At 45.4% G+C, this 17,043-nt stretch carries 13 protein-coding genes; 6 read left to right on the forward strand and 7 right to left on the reverse strand.

Features of this window, described 5'->3' with window-relative positions:
- From B3N33_RS01225 to B3N33_RS01235, 3 genes are all read left to right on the forward strand, one after another.
- Nucleotides 1–764, forward strand: a 764-nt coding sequence (locus B3N33_RS01225) for an MATE family efflux transporter (RefSeq protein WP_292591909.1), incomplete at its 5' end; no start/stop codon positions are given.
- A complete protein-coding gene (locus B3N33_RS01230; protein WP_292588630.1) occupies nucleotides 754–975 on the forward strand; it encodes a hypothetical protein in 222 nt (73 codons plus the stop codon). The genes B3N33_RS01225 and B3N33_RS01230, both read left to right, overlap by 11 nt.
- Nucleotides 972–1,202 carry a MarR family winged helix-turn-helix transcriptional regulator gene (locus B3N33_RS01235; RefSeq protein WP_292591910.1) on the forward strand — a complete coding sequence of 77 codons (231 nt, stop codon included), beginning with the start codon at nucleotides 972–974 and terminating at the stop codon, nucleotides 1,200–1,202. The genes B3N33_RS01230 and B3N33_RS01235 overlap by 4 nt, the downstream gene beginning before the upstream one ends.
- Nucleotides 1,203–1,307: 105 nt before the next feature.
- Here B3N33_RS01235 and B3N33_RS01240 read toward each other — a convergent pair whose 3' ends face one another.
- The 3 genes from B3N33_RS01240 to B3N33_RS01250 all read right to left on the reverse strand — a co-directional run bounded on the left by B3N33_RS01240 (nucleotide 1,308) and on the right by B3N33_RS01250 (nucleotide 5,017).
- Nucleotides 1,308–2,855 (reverse strand): ankyrin repeat domain-containing protein, encoded by a 1,548-nt coding sequence (locus B3N33_RS01240; protein ID WP_292591911.1) that lies wholly within the window; start codon nucleotides 2,853–2,855, stop codon nucleotides 1,308–1,310.
- A 246-nt stretch (nucleotides 2,856–3,101) separates the two neighbouring features.
- Nucleotides 3,102–3,791 carry an aspartate/glutamate racemase family protein gene (locus tag B3N33_RS01245; protein ID WP_292591912.1) on the reverse strand — a complete coding sequence of 230 codons (690 nt, stop codon included), beginning with the start codon at nucleotides 3,789–3,791 and terminating at the stop codon, nucleotides 3,102–3,104.
- Nucleotides 3,788–5,017 carry an alpha/beta hydrolase family protein gene (locus B3N33_RS01250; protein ID WP_292591913.1) on the reverse strand — a complete coding sequence of 410 codons (1,230 nt, stop codon included), beginning with the start codon at nucleotides 5,015–5,017 and terminating at the stop codon, nucleotides 3,788–3,790. Before B3N33_RS01250 ends, B3N33_RS01245 begins: the two co-directional genes overlap by 4 nt.
- 129 nt (nucleotides 5,018–5,146) lie before the next feature.
- On the opposite strand from B3N33_RS01250, the gene B3N33_RS01255 reads away from it, so the two are divergent.
- On the forward strand, nucleotides 5,147–6,157 hold the full coding sequence (locus B3N33_RS01255) for a phospholipase (RefSeq protein WP_292591915.1): 1,011 nt from the start codon (nucleotides 5,147–5,149) through the stop codon (nucleotides 6,155–6,157).
- 111 nt (nucleotides 6,158–6,268) lie between these two features.
- Here the strand turns inward: B3N33_RS01255 and B3N33_RS01260 are convergent, their stop codons facing one another.
- The 3 genes from B3N33_RS01260 to B3N33_RS01270 all read right to left on the reverse strand — a co-directional run bounded on the left by B3N33_RS01260 (nucleotide 6,269) and on the right by B3N33_RS01270 (nucleotide 11,428).
- Complete coding sequence (locus B3N33_RS01260) at nucleotides 6,269–8,617, reverse strand: Lon protease family protein (protein WP_214060691.1); 2,349 nt, start codon at nucleotides 8,615–8,617, stop codon at nucleotides 6,269–6,271.
- Between the two features lie 109 nt (nucleotides 8,618–8,726).
- Nucleotides 8,727–9,290, reverse strand: coding sequence for a 2'-5' RNA ligase family protein (locus B3N33_RS01265; protein ID WP_349682103.1), 564 nt, complete (start codon nucleotides 9,288–9,290; stop codon nucleotides 8,727–8,729).
- 14 nt (nucleotides 9,291–9,304) lie between these two features.
- Entirely contained in the window at nucleotides 9,305–11,428 is a 2,124-nt protein-coding gene (locus B3N33_RS01270) for an efflux RND transporter permease subunit (RefSeq protein WP_292591919.1), read from the reverse strand.
- A gap of 144 nt (nucleotides 11,429–11,572) precedes the next feature.
- On the opposite strand from B3N33_RS01270, the gene B3N33_RS01275 reads away from it, so the two are divergent.
- Together B3N33_RS01275 and B3N33_RS01280 are read left to right on the forward strand one after the other, a co-directional pair.
- On the forward strand, nucleotides 11,573–12,328 hold the full coding sequence (locus tag B3N33_RS01275; protein WP_292591920.1) for an ABC transporter ATP-binding protein: 756 nt from the start codon (nucleotides 11,573–11,575) through the stop codon (nucleotides 12,326–12,328).
- A gap of 9 nt (nucleotides 12,329–12,337) precedes the next feature.
- Nucleotides 12,338–13,840, forward strand: coding sequence for a hypothetical protein (locus B3N33_RS01280; protein ID WP_292588650.1), 1,503 nt, complete (start codon nucleotides 12,338–12,340; stop codon nucleotides 13,838–13,840).
- On the opposite strand, the gene B3N33_RS01285 is transcribed toward B3N33_RS01280, so the two are convergent.
- Nucleotides 13,837–16,731, reverse strand: a complete 2,895-nt coding sequence (locus tag B3N33_RS01285; protein WP_292591922.1) for an HD domain-containing phosphohydrolase — start codon at nucleotides 16,729–16,731, stop codon at nucleotides 13,837–13,839. The two genes, B3N33_RS01280 and B3N33_RS01285, sit on opposite strands and share 4 nt — an antisense overlap.
- Nucleotides 16,732–17,043: the final 312 nt, after the last annotated feature.

Consider the following 17,043-nt stretch of genomic DNA (forward strand, 5'->3'; position numbering starts at 1 on the left):
CGATTACCTCGATCTATATTCTCTTTTACTTCACCAGCGGAAAGAGTCTGTTGAGAATCTCTCTGGCTTCTTTGATTCCAGAGTGGACAATCCTGAAGGAAACCGTCTCCGTGGGTCTTTCCGCTTTTTCCAGACAGGTTGCGGGCAGTGTGCTTGCCGTTGTTATGAATAACTCACTGGTTTTCTATGGAGGCGACATTGCGGTGGCAGTCTACGGCATAATAAACAGACTGCTAATGGTTTTCATAATGCCTATGTTCGGCGTGAATCAGGGATTTCTTCCAATTGTCGGATACAACTACGGCGCCAAAAAAATGAGGCGAGCAAGAGAGTCTGTCAAACTGGCCTCCGCAGTTACCACGTTGATCGCCCTTTTCTCGGCAATCATAATGTTCTTCTTTGCAAGACAACTCATATCGATTTTCTCTGATGAAATCGAGCTTATTGAACCCACAATTTCTGCTCTCAGGATTGTTATCCTTGCCATCCCGACTATCGGCATCCAGGTTATTGCTTCTGGAATGTTCCAGGCACTCGGCAAAGCAATACCCGCACTTTTCTTATCCCTCCTTAGACAGATAATAATTCTGATACCACTGATTCTAGTGATTCCGCGCTTTCTAGGGATTAATGGCATCTGGATATCCTTTCCACTTGCCGATTTGATCGCTTTCGCAATATCGCTGGTTTTCTACCTTAGAGAACTGAAGACATTCCGTTCAAGTGAGCTCAGTGCTGAGGCAGGGGCAACGGATGTCGCGTGATCCAGCCTTCGATAGAGAAGAGTACATTGGCCGCTGGATATATCGCATTTCGCGCAGTGCAAATGTCCATTTCAGCAGGGAAATGCAGAAATTTCGACTGGGGAGTGGCCATTTCTTCTTTGTGAGAGTGCTGATAGCCAGAGACGGAATAAGCCAGAATGAGCTCAGCGAAATTCTCGGTGTCGATAAGGGAATTACTCTAAAGCCATGAAGAAACTTACCGAAGCAGGCAATATAAAGAGGAAAACCGACCCATCAGACAGCCGGAGTTACAGGCTGTTTCTCACAGAAAGCGGCATAAGAATTGGTGAAGAGCTAGGAAGGCTTGGAAGAGATCATGAAACAATGCTAACAGAAGGTTTCTCCAACGGCGAAAGAGATCACCTGTTTTCTCTTCTTCAGAAGGCCGCTCAAAATGCCAGAAGAGTCAATGATTGACAATGACGTTTCTTGGTTAACGTCTTATGGCCCATTACAAGCAACCGGTCCCTGCGCAAGGCAGACACCGGTTTAGTAGATTGGATCGCGGACTTGTCCGAGACTTCAATAAAGCGTTTTCAAGAATCCAACTATCTCTTCTGATGCAGCATAATCCTCCGGAGTCATTCCTGCGTTGTCCTTTGTATCCGGCACCAAACCGAATTCGCTCAGGATCGTAAGCATTTCGATCGCGTCCCATTTGTCCTCGACAGCGTAGTGTGAGGGCGTTTTCCCGCTGTGATCCTGATGATTGACATTCGCTCCTCTCTCACCGAGGTAAGAAATCGCTTCCATGTTGTGGTCTTTAACAGCGTAGAAGATAGGCGTTCTGCCTTCGTTATCTTCGGCCTCAATGTTAGCTCCGCTTTCGAGCAAGTAATCGACGACTTCCGGCTTTCCCCTGCGGCCGACAGCGGAATGAATTGGAAGGATTCCTTCATCTGTCTCGATCGAAACATCCGCGCCTCTTTCTAAGAGGTACTTGACAATATCTAGCTTTCCATAAGCGGCTGCGATATGAAGCGATGAGATACCGCTTTCTACTTCATTGTTGTTGATACTGACACCCGCAGAAAGCAAGCTCTCAATAGTTTCTTTGTCTTCTTGGTAGACAGCGAGATGCAAGTGTAGGGGCAAGTGATTATTGTTATCTCTTGCCAGGACGTCGGCTCCAAGTGAAATAAGGAGCTTGACATTTCTCAAGGACTCGTTCTCTGAAGCGATATGCAGAGGAGTTTTCCCTTCATAGTTCCTTGAATCAACTTCGATTCCAAGCTCAACAAACATCTCGATGTTCTTGGTAGATCCCTTACCTGCAGCGCGATGAAGTAGAGTATTGCCTGAATCATCTACTCCAGAATAGTCGGCGCCAAATTCGATCAGCATTTTCGAAATATCATTATTGGACTTCGATACGGCCAGTTGAAGCGGCGTATAGTATTCATTCCCGATAGACACATCTGCCCCATGTTCTAGAAGCGCTTCTATGCCCTCAATTGGGAGGCCTTCCGATATAGCTAGATAGAGAGGAGTTCTTCCGTCCTTGGCTGGTCGATTTGGATCGGCTCCGTTTTCAAGCAGGAAGACTACGGTATTTGTCCCCTTCGAAAATATCGCAGCAATCAAAGGTGAGCGGAAAGCATATTCAACTCTCTCTAGATCGGCTCCCTTCTCCACAAGATACTTAACGACTTCCAGAGTAGTGTCGTTCTTGGAGTTGTCACAGGCGAGGATCAAAGGTGTATAGCCTTCATAAAACATCGAACTGGCCGGATGAGCGTTTATATCCGCCCCTCTTTCAAGAAGCATCTTCACGACATCGAGGAGACCCTTTCTCGCAGCGTAATGAAGAGCTGTATAGCCATTGTCGTCAACGGTTGAAATGTCTGCCCCAGATTCAATAAGGTAGGTTGCTATTTCCGAGTGGCCGTAATCCGCTGCGACCATCAAGGGTGTTTTGTTTGCATAGCCACGCTCGTTAATATTACCACCACTGTTGACAGCTTCCTTTACCCCTTGCAGGTCACCGTTGGACGCACTATTGTAAACGCTAGAAAAAGAGACTACCGATAACAGCAGTACTAACAGAAGCACTAACAAGAGTCTTTTCATACTAAAATCCTCCTTCTGCAAAGTGAGCGATCACTAGCAATTTGAAATAGCTGCTAATCATGTGAATAGCAGTATCTACCTGAGAAAACAGCCTTCCCTGTCGAGATTCACACAAGAGTGATTTGGAATCTCGGATCCGGTCGAACTTACCGATTCAGAAGCAAAATGCTTTTGTCTTGTGAGTCAATCTCATGCGTCATGCATTCTCTAGAGAACTGTTGACTATTCAGTATTCTTGATTCCGAATCACGCAAGAGCATGATCGACGGCCGCCCGGGCGTGAATGGCCGTAGTATCGAAAACGGCAATGTCAGCGTCTGATTCTTTGATCAGCAGAGGTATCTCAGTGCAACCAAGTATAACTCCCTCGGCTCCATTGACCTGAAGACCCTTAATCACTGCCTTATAGACTGACTTTGATTCCTCTCTGAAGATTCCTTTGCAGAGCTCCTCGAAGATAATCATATCTACTACTACCATTTCTTCAGCTGAAGGAACGATCACATTTATGCCAAATCCCGCCAAAGTATCCTTGTAGTAAGCCCTCTCCATAGTGAATCTTGTGCCAAGGAGTCCAACGGTTTCAAGTCCCCTTCTCTCGATCTCCTCTCCGACTGCCTTACCGATTTCTAGGACTTCAAGCCCTGATGCTCCTTCGATTTCTCTGGCCAAAAGATGCATTGTGTTGGTACATATGATAAGAAAGTCTGCACCAGCTCTCTTCAGATCAATGGCTGCGGCAGACAAGACCCTCTCTATACCCTTCCAGTCATTACTCTTCATCATCTCCGAAACGGGGCCGAAATCAACTGAAGCCAAGGTGCATTCTGCGGAATGAAATCCCCCAAGCCTGTTCTTGACCATTTCATTGAGCAATCTGTAGTACTCCAGTGATGATTCCCAGCTCATCCCACCCAAAAGGCCAATACGCTTCATGTCGTTGCTCCAAAAGCATCGTCCAGCCAATCAAGAAGCACTGAATTGGACAAAGGAAGATTAGTAACTTGACAATGGGAATCTGCGCCTTCCTGCTTCTTGAATATTCTCATTGTTGACTTTCCCGAAACGTTATCTAAGGCTTCCCTTGCCTGGATGAGCGCCTCTTCTCCTTCTCCCTCTCCCACCATGGCAAGGAATGGAACCTGAATACTCTTTATAGCGTTGCCTACAACGAAATCCCTCATTCTTTCGAAAGCCTTGAACATGGAGACCTCGCCGAACCTGAGCATTATGTTGACGAGCTGGAGCTTTTGAGCCTTAGACAAATACTCCGAGGGCACAAGGTCGACCGTTTCCAGTGTAATATCTTCAGGAGAATTGATAGCTTCTCCAACAAATGCAGACATGTACTTGTAGATATCGGTAACAGGTGAATTGGAAATCAGGGCTCTTATTCTGGAATCGTGAGCCGCGGCCCTAAGTGAGAAATAACCTCCGAGACTAATGCCGTACAGCGCGAGTCTTGATGGATCGACATCCTCCTTCGACAAGACATAATCGACAACTTTGGAAATCGGAACTTCGTAGTCAGGACGCAACGGAGTCTCGGGCGAAAACCTTCTCATTCCTACCTGACCGGGGCCATCGAAGAGAACAACCGCGTAACCCCTCTGCAAAGCGGCCGAGCCTGCCTGGAAATACATCTCTTCCGATGTCCCGTCAAAACCACTCATCATCATTATCGTCTTCTTCTTGCCGCCGGTCGTTGGAGCAATCCAGTACGCCGGAATGAAATCCTCACCGTAGGGTATTCTCTCAGCTTCGAACTGAATATCAGTGGTTCTGAAAGCATATACAAAGCAATCTCTGCTTTCCATTCCAAGGTATCTTGTCTTCGAATCTCTGGGATCGCCAAAATACTCGGCAGCTCTGAAATAGCTTGCCGCCCTCAAGAATTCCTGCCTCGCGCTCTCGTTATTACCTTTCTGAAGAACCACGAGGGCATTATTTTTCAGCCTTGTTGCCAGGTCCTTGAATGACTTCACCCACGTTGATGGGTCTTCACAATCTATATGCGGTACAAGCGAAAGAATCTCTCCTACGGTGCCTCCTTCGTACGATACTGCACCAAGAGACCTGTAGAGCTGGAAATCAAATTCATTATCTTGAAGAATCCGCACGTCTAATGAGCCTCTTGAAACTCCTCTAGAAGCGTCGGCCATATTGCACCTCCCTAAACTGCTTTTCTTAGACAATACTATCAGAAAGCTTGCCTATCACGAAGCTACATCGGTATCAAGAAGACAATAATGCAGTTCGAATCTGTTATTATAAGAATTGGAGGTGGTTACGTGAGAAAGGTGATGATGATTCTAATACTGCTATTAGCCGTGTTCGGATTTTCATGGTCGGGGCACGATGCTCTAACGTATTTGATTGTATCCCAGTATGAGGAGGTTTTTGACAAGTACGTTGAGATAACCCCGTACACATACGCCGATGTTGACACTCGTGAATACAACCCGGCCATAGAAGGTTTTTACGACTATCTGGGTGAACCCTATTTACCAGAAGAAGACCTGGATCTATACAGTGCAGTCTTCCCGAACCCTAAGCCGGTCGATGACAAAGCTCCCATGTGGCAAATTCTCTCGGTATATTCTTACGAGCCCGATCTAGGCATGGATAAGGGGCTCGAACTAAAGGGAATAGAGACGCTCCTTGGGGACAGTCAGGGGCTGAGGCACATGGAATACAGAATGCTTCTCTTCATTAGAGTTGGAGAAGTAACCGACGTCGTCCAGTATTTCAGCGATCTGGCCGAGATCGCTTATTCCAGAGGAGACCATTATTGGGCATACCGGTTCATGGGGAGGGCGATTCACTATCTTGAAGATGTGGGCCAGCCTTTTCACACATTCCCCGCCCCGTTTTTCGAACTGCTGAAGCTTCCTTTCAACATGGACAAGTGGCTCGCCATCTTTGCTAATTACCACTTCGCATACGACTTCTACGGTGGTTATTTGATTTGGGGACAATACGAGCCCCTGCTAATGGCGCTCGAAGAGGTTCCTGCCAGAATCGTCAGGAATCCGAAGCAGGCCGCGGTAGATTTGAGGAAGTACTCCAGAGAGAAACTCAATCCAGTATACTATGAACTCAAACATGTTATGGGAAATGAACTTGAGAAACCTCAGGCAGTCTGGCTAGGCAAAGAGTATTTCGATGATCTTCACGAAGCAGGCAAGACATCGAAATTAGACAACCTCTCCGTTGAGATTCTCAGAGAGACTGCTTCTTATGTAAAGGGATACATAAACTATATGCTGAACAGATTCGCGGCAATAGACTCCGAATCATGATCAGGTAGCTGCCTTACAAAAAAAATGGCGATGGACATGCCAGATATGTCTGTCGCCATTTTTCTTATTGGCCATTTGAACAACCACCATTGATTTACGTATCTTGCTTAGTCATTTCTTCGACTGAGAAGCTATCTCATAGTACTTCATCAACTTCTCTACTACCCTCTGGTTGAAGCTGCCAGGCGAGTACTCTCCGCTCTTCCCGAGCTTTCCCGACTTCATGCCCGTCAGTACCTCAATGGCCTCGTCCACGGTCTCAACGGTCCATATGTTGAATCTCCCTTCCTTAATGGCATTAATTATTTCGTCAGGGAGAACAACATTGTCAGAGTTCGCCTGAGGCACGACCACTCCCTGTTGACCGGTAAACCCCTTTATCTTGCAGAGATCATAGAAGCCCTGAATCTTGTACTGAACTCCGCCTACGGGTTGGACTCTTCCGCTTTGATTGATCGAGCCCGTAACTGCTATTGACTGCTTAATTGGCACATCGGCAATTGCAGACAGGAAAGCGACTGTCTCCGCCACGGAAGCGCTATCCCCTTCAACTGTCGAATAGACCTGCTCAAAACTTATCGAACCGTTCAGGCTCAGCGGGAATTGCTGCGCATATCTCGAACTCATGTATCCCTGAATAGTCAGACTGGCTTTGTTGTGGATGTTTCCACTTAGTTCCGATTCTTTCTGTATGTCAACTATACCGCTGTTGCCTGGACCGGCTTTGGCAGTTATTTTCACCGGTATTCCAAAAGAGAGATCCTCTGTCTGGACTACTGTCAAACCGTTTATCTCACCAACAAGCTCTCCATCTGTCTGAACCATCAATGTCGAGTTCTTGAACATTTCCTTTATCTTGTCCTGATAGAGGGAGACCCTTGTATGCATCTCTTCCCAAGCGGTCGATACATCCTCAGCCTCTATCATATCGTGCTTCTTCATATCCGCCATTGCCGAGCTCTCCAGGAGGAGCTGTTCAAGGGTGCCAAACTGAGTCGAGACTTTCTTCCTGCTTCCCGAAAGGAATATCGCTCTCTTTATCACTTCTTTGATTCCGTCCCTTTCAAGCGGCTTCAAAGTATTCTCCCTCACAATATTGCAGGTTAGCCCACAGAGCTTGCCAATCGTGTCCTTCTCCAACGCCATTTCCCAATCGAACTCGGCTTTAATCTTGAAGAGCTTCTTGAAATCCGTATCGAGCGTACTTAACATGCTGTATATCCACGGCTCGCCTATCATGATTATCTTTATATCCAGCGGAATTGGCTCAGGCTTCAGACTAACAGTCGATAAGAGACCGATCTTGTGTTCTAGATTCTCAATTCCTTCGAGTCCGGAAAAGAGTACCTGCTTCAGAGTCTGCCAGACATAGGGTTCGCTCAGTACGCTCTTGGCATCAAGGACAAGATACCCGCCGTTCGAGTTATGTATTGCGCCTGGCCTTATCATGGTGTGGTCGGTATCAAGCATTCCCATCTTTGCTACATACTCTATTCTTCCGAAAAGGGAGGAGTAATTGGGGTTTGTTACCTCCACAATGGGTTTCCCCTCTATTCCCGAGTTGTCGACAAACAGATTGACCGCATATCTCTTGCCGAAAAAAGCTTTGGAGTCGATCTCCTGGCTGAAGAATACTCCCAGATTGTCAAGCAAGTCTTCCTTCATGCTCTCTATAAAATCAACGACCTCTTTGTTCTTGCTAAACTTGTCTTTCATCTCCTTTATGTGACCTTCAACTGCGAAAGAAGCCACGTTTCGATTCAATTCCTTGTACTTCTCACCATATTCTTTTTCCATCTTGCTCAATCTAAGAAGATACGAGTTGACTAATTCACGGACTTCCTCGCCTTTCTTGGTAAGCTGCTTCTGGTATTCCTCAGGTAAGGCTTCGTACACTTCCTGGGTAAGCGGTTTACCGTTCCAGAGAGGAATCGTTGCAACTCCTGTCTGGTTTATTTGAACAGTGAAATCCTTTTCTTTCGCCTTCTCTAACAATTCCTTCAGCATACTTGAACGCTTTTCCGATTGCTCATTCTGGATCGAAGTTACCTTCTGCTGGTAGTCCTCACTCTGAAAGCTCTCGCTGATCGAGTTGATAGCTATCTCAACAAACTCGTTCATCTCTTTCTGAAATACCTTCCCTGCCCCCGCTTCAAGTGGAATTGAATTTGGCGACCTTTGTTCATCAAAGTTGTAGACATATATCCAGTCGCCCGGAGTCTTTGTTCCTTCGACCTTCTTCTTCAGATAACGACTGACAAATGTTCTTCTTCCGGTGTTGTTACTGCCGGAAACAAAAACATTGTATCCCTTTGCGTTTATATAAAGCCCTGTCTCCAAAGCTCTTATGGCTCTCTCCTGTCCGATGAACTCCTCTAGTTCACTCAAACATTCAGTTGACTTTACATTCTTCGGCAGTGGAATTTTCAAATCTATCTCCTTCCAGCCAATTCTTTTCATTCATCTACCTCCTTCTTCTGATCGATTATAACAAATTGGACTCTTTGAGAGCCCATCTGAGACATTGAAAGTCACGAAAAATGATGCATAAAGATAAACCAGTTTGTCTTCAGGAACAGGTGAGTCTGAAGCTCTTACTGACAACAATTCCCTTCTCTGGAATCTCTTCAAGAACTGCCAGATTGTCAATTACAAACTCATGATGGAAGTCTTTGAATGCAAGTCTCTCCATCACAGGACCTATGTTGCTTCGATTAACATCATCTCCATAGGCAAGTGTTATATGAGGGATCCAGTGAGTCTCGCTGTAAACGGCTGCTTTGCTGTCCACCGCTTCACAGAGGACTTTACATAGCGATTTATGAAGAGAAGCCAACTTAGGACTTTTAGCTACTCCAATGAAAATTACCGGTCTCTCGCCAGTGAAAATACCAAGATATTCTGTCTTTGCCGAGAAGGCACCCATAACGGACGCAATCTCTTCAAGCATGGGATCTGAAGTGACAGTCGTCTCTTCGAAAATGCAATAGCTAATGTGTGGAAGTGGATTGAGCATAACCGAACGAAATCCGAAGTCTGTTTTCAATTCATTCCACAGCTCTCTGACAAACCGATTCAGATCGTCTGGAAGAAGAGAAACGAGAGCTTTCAGAACGCCACCTCCAATCTGAATATAAGTGAATTATATCAGTCAGAGGCTTTTGCCCTATCAGAAAACTTCTTACTTCTAGATGCGATCTCTGGCAGAAGTATTAGAGTAAGAACCATTCCCACAACAAGTCCGCTAACCATCAACTTCGCCACATCAACGTACAACAAGAGAGGTGAAAGCAGAAGAACTGAAAAGCCGGCAACAAGACTAAGCCCGTTTGCAAGAATTGCATTTGCGGTCTGTTGATATGCCCTACGTGAATCGCCGAACCTCCTGAACCAGATAGTGAAGTGAATCGAATAATCGATTACCAGCCCCATCAACATTCCCGAAATGAGCGCTGTAGAAATGCTCAACGGGATCCTGAAAAGCGCCATAAAAGCGAAGTTGAAAAGAGTTGTAAGGAGAATAGGTATCGTGGCGATGATTGTCGACTTCAGACTTTTGAATATCGTGAATAGGAGGAGCATGATAAGCCCAAACGATACTATCAAGCTCTGAATCTGATTGTTAACAACAGAGGAGTTCACGCTCTTCCATATAAGCGTAGTTCCAGCCAGATTGAACCTGAAATTGTCATCCAGTTCCGGATAGCTCATTATTAGTTCTTCGACGGCCAACTTCAGTTTTTCGGCGCTTCGACTGTCGCTCTCCGGAGAGAACAGATTGAATCGTATAGCATTGTCGCTCACAAGAAGTGATGTAGAGTCACCGAAAACATCACTTGAGTTCAGTACTCTCACCATAAGCGTCAACGGAACGCCCGTCTCTCTTGACAGATCGAGAAGACTCATGACCTTCGAAACTCCATCAAGTCTCTTTAGCTCCGCTTCGAACGCTTCCAAACTCTCTACATGATCTGTCGTTAATGCAATGCTATCCCCTTCTTTTGGTGTAACCATCAGCGAATAGTTTGTCAGCCAACCGAAAGCCTCTTTCATGGTGTTTGCGCTTCTTCTAATCTCCGAATTCTCTTTGAAGAAATTATACTGGTCAATAGTCATTGGAATTGACATGATCAGAAAAGGAGAGGCGATACTGCCCACTATAACGGCCCAGACAACTACCTTTTTCGCAAGACGATTTACGTCTCTTGGAGGTGATGCACGTTGCGGATTCACAGTTTCTCTTGAAGACACAAGCCCCGGGAGCACGACAATTGTGAAAACCGCAGAGAGGAAGATTCCTGAACAGACGAATATACCCATCTCCTGAAAGGCCTTCAAGTCGAGCAGAATGTATGAAGAAAAGCCTGCCATCGTTGTCAAAGCAGATAAGAGAACAGGAACTCTCTCCTCGTGAACTGTCCGACTGACGGCATTCTTAAGATGAATGTTTTCTTCAAACCTTGAGAGGAAATGCATCCCGTATGCACTTCCAATAATGACGATAAATGAAGGGATCATAACGGTCAAACTGTTGATCGAAAGCTTCATTATACCCATTACTCCAACTATCGCCATTACGGAGGCCAGAGGAGGAACCAGCGTAAGCAAAGCAAGCGAGACCTTTCTGAACTTGATTACGTAGATCATGAAAATGGCAAGTAGAATGAAAGGTGGATACTTGAAGGTAAGATCGATTATTGATCTGAATGTCTCTGTGTTGGCAACGCTCTCTCCAATTAGTCTATAGCCCTTTACATCGAGAGAATCGAGTTTCGATCGAAGTTGAGGGACAAGTGTGTCGCTGCTCAACTCATTTCCGTCTGCGATTGTAATCAGTATGCCGTAATAGCTGCCGTCAGAAGATATCAGCAGGTTACTGTATATTGGATCTGTCAGCAGATCTTCATTCAGCACCAATTTCCCATCTTCCAAGTACACGTAGTCCTCAGCTGGAATTCTCAAAGTGAAAAGATTGAAGCTTCCCAGCTTCATCGCGTTAGTGGCTGACAACACCGAGTTAACCCAGTCAAGAGACTTTATCTCATCTGATATTCTTTTCAGAAGCTCGAGTGGAGTTTCCGATGCATTAAGAATCACCATGATCGATCCAGTGTCTCCAAAAACCTCCGCGATTCGGTTGAACGCTGCCAGTTCAGGATCATCATCGCTCAGAAATGCTGCGGGCGAGGGATCGAAGCTGAGACCGTTGATTCCCGACAATAGAATTATTACTACGGCAGCTAATAATGCGAAGGACACAGCTCTTCTCATATGCCCACCTCATAAACTTAGCCAATTATATCATCCGGCAACAGGATTGCCTGCGCTGTATAGAAATCATCTGCCAGATCAACAGAATTTCTTGACATTATGTGAAATGTATCGGGTCTTGTCGTAGAATAGGTTCGGGNNTAGATGATTGACTGTAAAAAACTTACGAAAGCATTCGATAAGAGCCCCGTAGTAGACGAAGTAGATCTGCTGGTTAACTCTGGCGAAATATATGGCTTTCTGGGACCAAACGGAGCCGGAAAGACAACGACGATTAGAATGCTTACCGGTACGCTTAGACCTACTTCGGGAGAGATAAAAATCCTCGGCATGAACTACTCGAATAATGAGCTTCAGATAAAGAGCAAGATCGGTGTTGTCCCTGAAGAACCAAGAATCTATTCCTACTTCACAGGAGCGGAGTTCCTTGAGTTCATCATGGATGTCTTTCCCGATAAGAGACAAGAAGCGAAGAAGAGAGTCGGCGAACTATGTGAAGCGTTTGGAATAGATTATCTGGGGAAGATGATATCTGAGATGTCTCACGGTATGAAACAGAAGATAATGGTTATCTCTGTTCTGATGAGGAGACCAGAAGTCATCTTTTTGGATGAGCCGACCGTAGGTCTCGATGCAAGAAGCGCGAAGATACTTAAGATGCTTCTTGAGAAGTATAAGGGCGAAGGCTCTACCATTTTCATGACCACACACGTGCTGGAGATAGCGGAAAAGATGTGCGACCGGATAGGCATAATCAACAAGGGGAAGCTAATTTCCGAGGGCACGATGGATGAGCTAAGAAGGAGAGCAGGAGCCGACAACAAAGAGACTCTCGAGAACCTCTTCCTGCAGCTTACTGGCGAGAACGAAGACATCCAGGAAATTGTAGGCGCATTGTGAGGTGTCTATTTGAACGACCTTAAGCTGTTCCTTAAGTACAAGCTCTTCATGTTTCCGGGCAAGAAAGGCACAAGAGGAGGCCTTTCGGGCCAGCTATTCGTCTTTGCAGTATTCACAATCATGATCGGAATGTTTCTCTGGAACGTGTATGGTGCGACTTCTGGAGTAGCCGTTGAAGGCGTCTCCCTTGGCAAGGTCATGGCCGGATTTTTTCTGACAATCTCAGGGCTGTTCTTTCTAATCTCATTTTCGGCCACATCGTCTTATCTCTTCATGAGAAACGATGAGATAGACATGCTTCTCGTTCTTCCGGTAAAGAGAGTGAGTATCATAGTCTATCAGATTATTATCTCGACCCTATATCAGGGGCTCACTCTGTCCGTCTTTCTGGGAATCGCTCTTCCATACCATCTCAGAATCGATCCCAATCCATGGATCGGAATCCCTTCACTTGTTCTCGTGGTAATAAACACCGTACTTCTGGCTTCCATCGTTTCTGTAGCTCTTGGGAAATTCATGTCCAGGGCAGTCGCAAGAAAAGTAATGTTCATCGTTCAAATTGCGGCAGCTTTCATGTTCTTCATAATAGTTCAGTTAGTTCCACGGAGCACGGATAATATACCGCTTTATCTGCAGAAGCTCGCAAGCGCTTGGGAAGTTTTTTCAAACCCTCTGAATATCTTCACCTGGAGTGTTAAGTCTTCGGAAAGCCCTCTGTACCTCCTAGTTGGATTAGCGGCAATTCCTTTGCTGGGATATGTTTTTTTCAGGGTTGCCTCATCTATCAAATTCGAACCGGTATCATATTCCAAGAACAAGCAGAAGACCGTGACCTTCAATGACAGGCGGGGATGGGTTTTGCTCAGAAGAGAACTAAAGATATATAGACGCTATGAACAGCTAATATACTATCTTTTCTATCCCGTTGTCTTTGGACTTGTTTTTGGCCTTATCTCAGAAGAAGTAGTAACATCGATCTTCACTATGGTACTTATTAGTACCATCTTCACCACTATACAATCCGCCTTTTTGATGGGCAGAGAGTATCCCTTTATTGAGACAACAAAGATATTGCCTCTTTCTCTGGGAAGGATGATAGCCATAAAAACCACTCTACCTGTTCTGTTGGGGACAGTTCTCTTTGTGGGCGTTCTAGGCGTAAGCATCTTGATCAAGAGAGGTTCTTTCGGTTATCTTATGGTTGTTCCGGCTGTCTTTGTGCTTTATGTGACATCCTCTCTGCTCGGTATAAGAGGTGTTCTTTCGTCACCTCCCGATCAAATGGATAATCCGAATGCTTTCATGAGAACGAAATTCGTTCTTCTGAATCAGTTGATCTGTATGGGATTGAGTTTTGGGGCAATAATGCCTATCACGTTGATTCTGAAAGGCGCAGTTGACGGCACCGGCACAGCTTGGCTCCTTCTAGTATCACTGACATCGTTGGCAGTAGCGCTTCTTATATCTCTTCTGAGCTACAAAAAAATCTCACAAATAATCAAGAGCATCTAGAAAGACTCTATCTCTATCATTTCCCTAAACTTAATCACCAGTTCGGGGTCAAATTGAGTACCGGAACATCTCTTTATTTCGTCAATTGCTTCCTGTCTGTTCCTGGCTTTGCTGTATGGTCTGTCATTTGTCATTGCATCAAAGGCATCTACAACAGAGAGAATTCTGCATTCAACGGGGATCTTATCGCCCTCGATACCCAGAGGATAGCCCTCACCATCCCATCTTTCATGATGCCTGAGAATTAGATCTGCGACTGAAGAGAGGTCTGGAGATGACACGGCGATCCTGTATCCCTTTTCTGGGTGAAGTTTCATCACTTTCCATTCATCATCATCCAGTGGGCCTGGTTTGAATAGTATTCTATCTGGAATTCCAACCTTTCCCAGATCGTGAACCTGAGCAAAAAGTGCTAGGTCGCTGAGTTGCCGAGAACTCAGTCCTGCTCTTCTTCCCAGTTCTAAACACATCCTCTGCAGTCTCTTTGCATGACCGCCAGAGATTTGATCCTTTTCGGCCAGAGTAACTAGCAGCGTGTTCACCATCTGGCTTCTGACGCTGGAGCTCCTGTAAAGCTTGTCACGATACATCAGGTCATCTGCATGCCTCAGAGTCTCGACAAGAGATTGTTCCTGTCCCTTACTGGTAGCGATTCCCATGGAAACACTCAGAGGAGGTCCGATGTGATCTCTGTTGAATTTACCGACAATCTCCCTGACTCTCGACGCGATCTTCTCGGTCGTAGCTTCATCCGTTCGTATGAGAATAACTGCAAATTCGTCTCCACCAAACCTTGCAATAATATCAGTCTTTCTGAAACAGGATCTCAGAATCCTCGAAAACTCTAAAAGTATCTGATCTCCTCTTGCATGGCCCATCGTATCGTTAATTAGCTTCAGACCGTCGACATCGGCCGAAACGATTGAAATAGGATAGAATCTCGATCCTTCCAACCTGATGAGTTCTTCCTCGAAATAGAACCTGTTGTACAAATCAGTAAGCCCGTCGTGAAGAGACATGTAATTCATACGCTTTTCGGTCTCGATTCTCACGATCGCTTCGCGGACGTGAGACATAAGAAGTTCAGTCAGTCTTAGCTCCTGTTGGCCAAACTTCGACCTATTCGCGGACATCGCCTGAAAGACTCCAACATCTCCAACCGGAACGCTTAGGCCGGCACGGTAGATGTCGTTTGATTTGAGAGTGCCGGGGAACTCCTGGATATCATCGATTATGTAAGGCTTCTTCTCTCTGAAAGTCTTCCCGACAATTCCAACATCTTTCGGCATTACAATTGGGTCTCGCGGATTTAGGTTGGAAGATGCCTTGATTACTAGATTATCCTCTTCATTGACACAGATGAAGCATATATCAAATTCAAGGATCTCATTAGCTGCTTCAATCACAGAGTCGTATACATCCTGGAAGGTTCCGCATCTTTCCAGATTGAGAGCTGCGTCGTGAAGCCGTTCTATTCTGAACCTATCTCTCTCAAGAATCTCCAGATTTCTCATGCGTTCAGATATATCTCGGGCAAAAGTAAATTCGTATTCGCTTTCATCGTACCTGAAATAATTCCTGTTAATCTCGACGGGAAAGACAGAGCCGTCCTTTCTCACATGATAGGCTTCAAATGTATCCCTTCCTTTTGACTTAAGCCTTTCCCAGCTTACTCTTCTATCCATTGCCTCCATCGATTTATCGAGATCATTTACCTTCAGTCCGGAAATCTCATCCTTTGTGTATCCAAGATTCTTACAGGCCGCGCTGTTTGCATACAGTATCGTGCCGTCAGGAGCAATCCAGAAGGCCTCATCGTTCGCATTATCCAGTCCGAACTGAATAAGCTTAATCTTCCTAAGCGCCCTTCTTTCTTCGGTCACATCGTTTGCAGAGCAGACAACAGACTCTATATTTCCGAATTCGTCGATATCCGGCGTCTTCGTAATCTCCAGGATTCTTAGCTCTCCAATCGAGTTCTCTGAATTCTGCTCAAAAACAACTTTCTCTTTTCGAGCGAAAACTTCCTTGTTGCTTTCAACACATTCTATTGCCTCCTGTTCCGTGAGAATCTCAAAGACATTCTTCCCATCAATTTCCTCCGGGTGCCTGCCAAAAAACTTTGCAAACGACTCATTGACGATTCCGAAAGTCTCCTGATCTCTGAAGTACCAGATCAGTGTCGGAATCTTATCCAGAAGCAGAGACATTTCTCTGTTCCTTCTGACAAGAAACTTCTTGCCAGCCATTCGCTGTATAGTAGCGGTGAAGGCGAATGTCAGAAGAAAGACGAAAGCGATTGCGGCATAGTTAGCCGGTAGCCATCTGCGTTCAAGAGAAACTGAGACTCCTGCTAATAGCAGACTCCCCTTCTCGCTATTCAAGCTGTATCCTTCTGTTGTAAGCAGACTCAGAATTCCCTCGAGATCTAGCTTCAGAATGACATACCCATCCTTTGAGCTCTCTGAACCAGCGTTGTTGGTGAAGGCAGAAATTGCAAAAAGATCCTTGCCCACTGAGAAGATCTCCGAGTAGTCTCCTCCTTCAACAGTAGGCGTGACGGCAATTTCAAACTTCTCACCAGCAGACGCAAAAACCTCATCATTATAAAAAACAGCAACACCTTTGATATGCATATTACTGGCCAGCATCTCCATTAGGTAGTGATTGGTGAAATCGTTGTCATTCTGCATAACAGCTTCATAAAACGAATCCCGATGAAAGTGGCCGATTAATGTGGTCTTTGCAGTGTTTTCCGCGATCATTCTTGCGGAGTTGGCAATTTGACTTTCAACTTCAGAATACCTGACTTCTGTCACCGCAAAACCTATAACGGCCCAGAAAAGCGTTGCTAGAGCAGCCAGAGAGATAGGTTTAAGCCAATTCTTCATAAATACTCCTGTATGAGAAACGACTGGTTTTGTCAAGTCTATCATTTTTGCCGTCACGATACCCAGAAAGCACTACTCAGTGACGTGCTCTTGACTGCCAAAGGATTCTTTAAGATCAGAGTTTTGAAGAGTGATCGTTTGAGCAATGCCAGCTTTTTAAAAATCAATTATTTGCCTGAAAATCATAGTGAAGATTGCGGGATTTATAATGTGGAATCTCCATAGTTGTTTCCACAATACTGGTTGTGGTTGCAGTGTGCCAAGAAGGCGAAGAAGGGAACTTCAAGCCATGCTTAATCGAAGATGAGGGAG

The sequence above is a fragment of the Mesotoga sp. UBA5825 genome, assembly GCF_002432955.1.
GTDB lineage: Bacteria > Thermotogota > Thermotogae > Petrotogales > Kosmotogaceae > Mesotoga.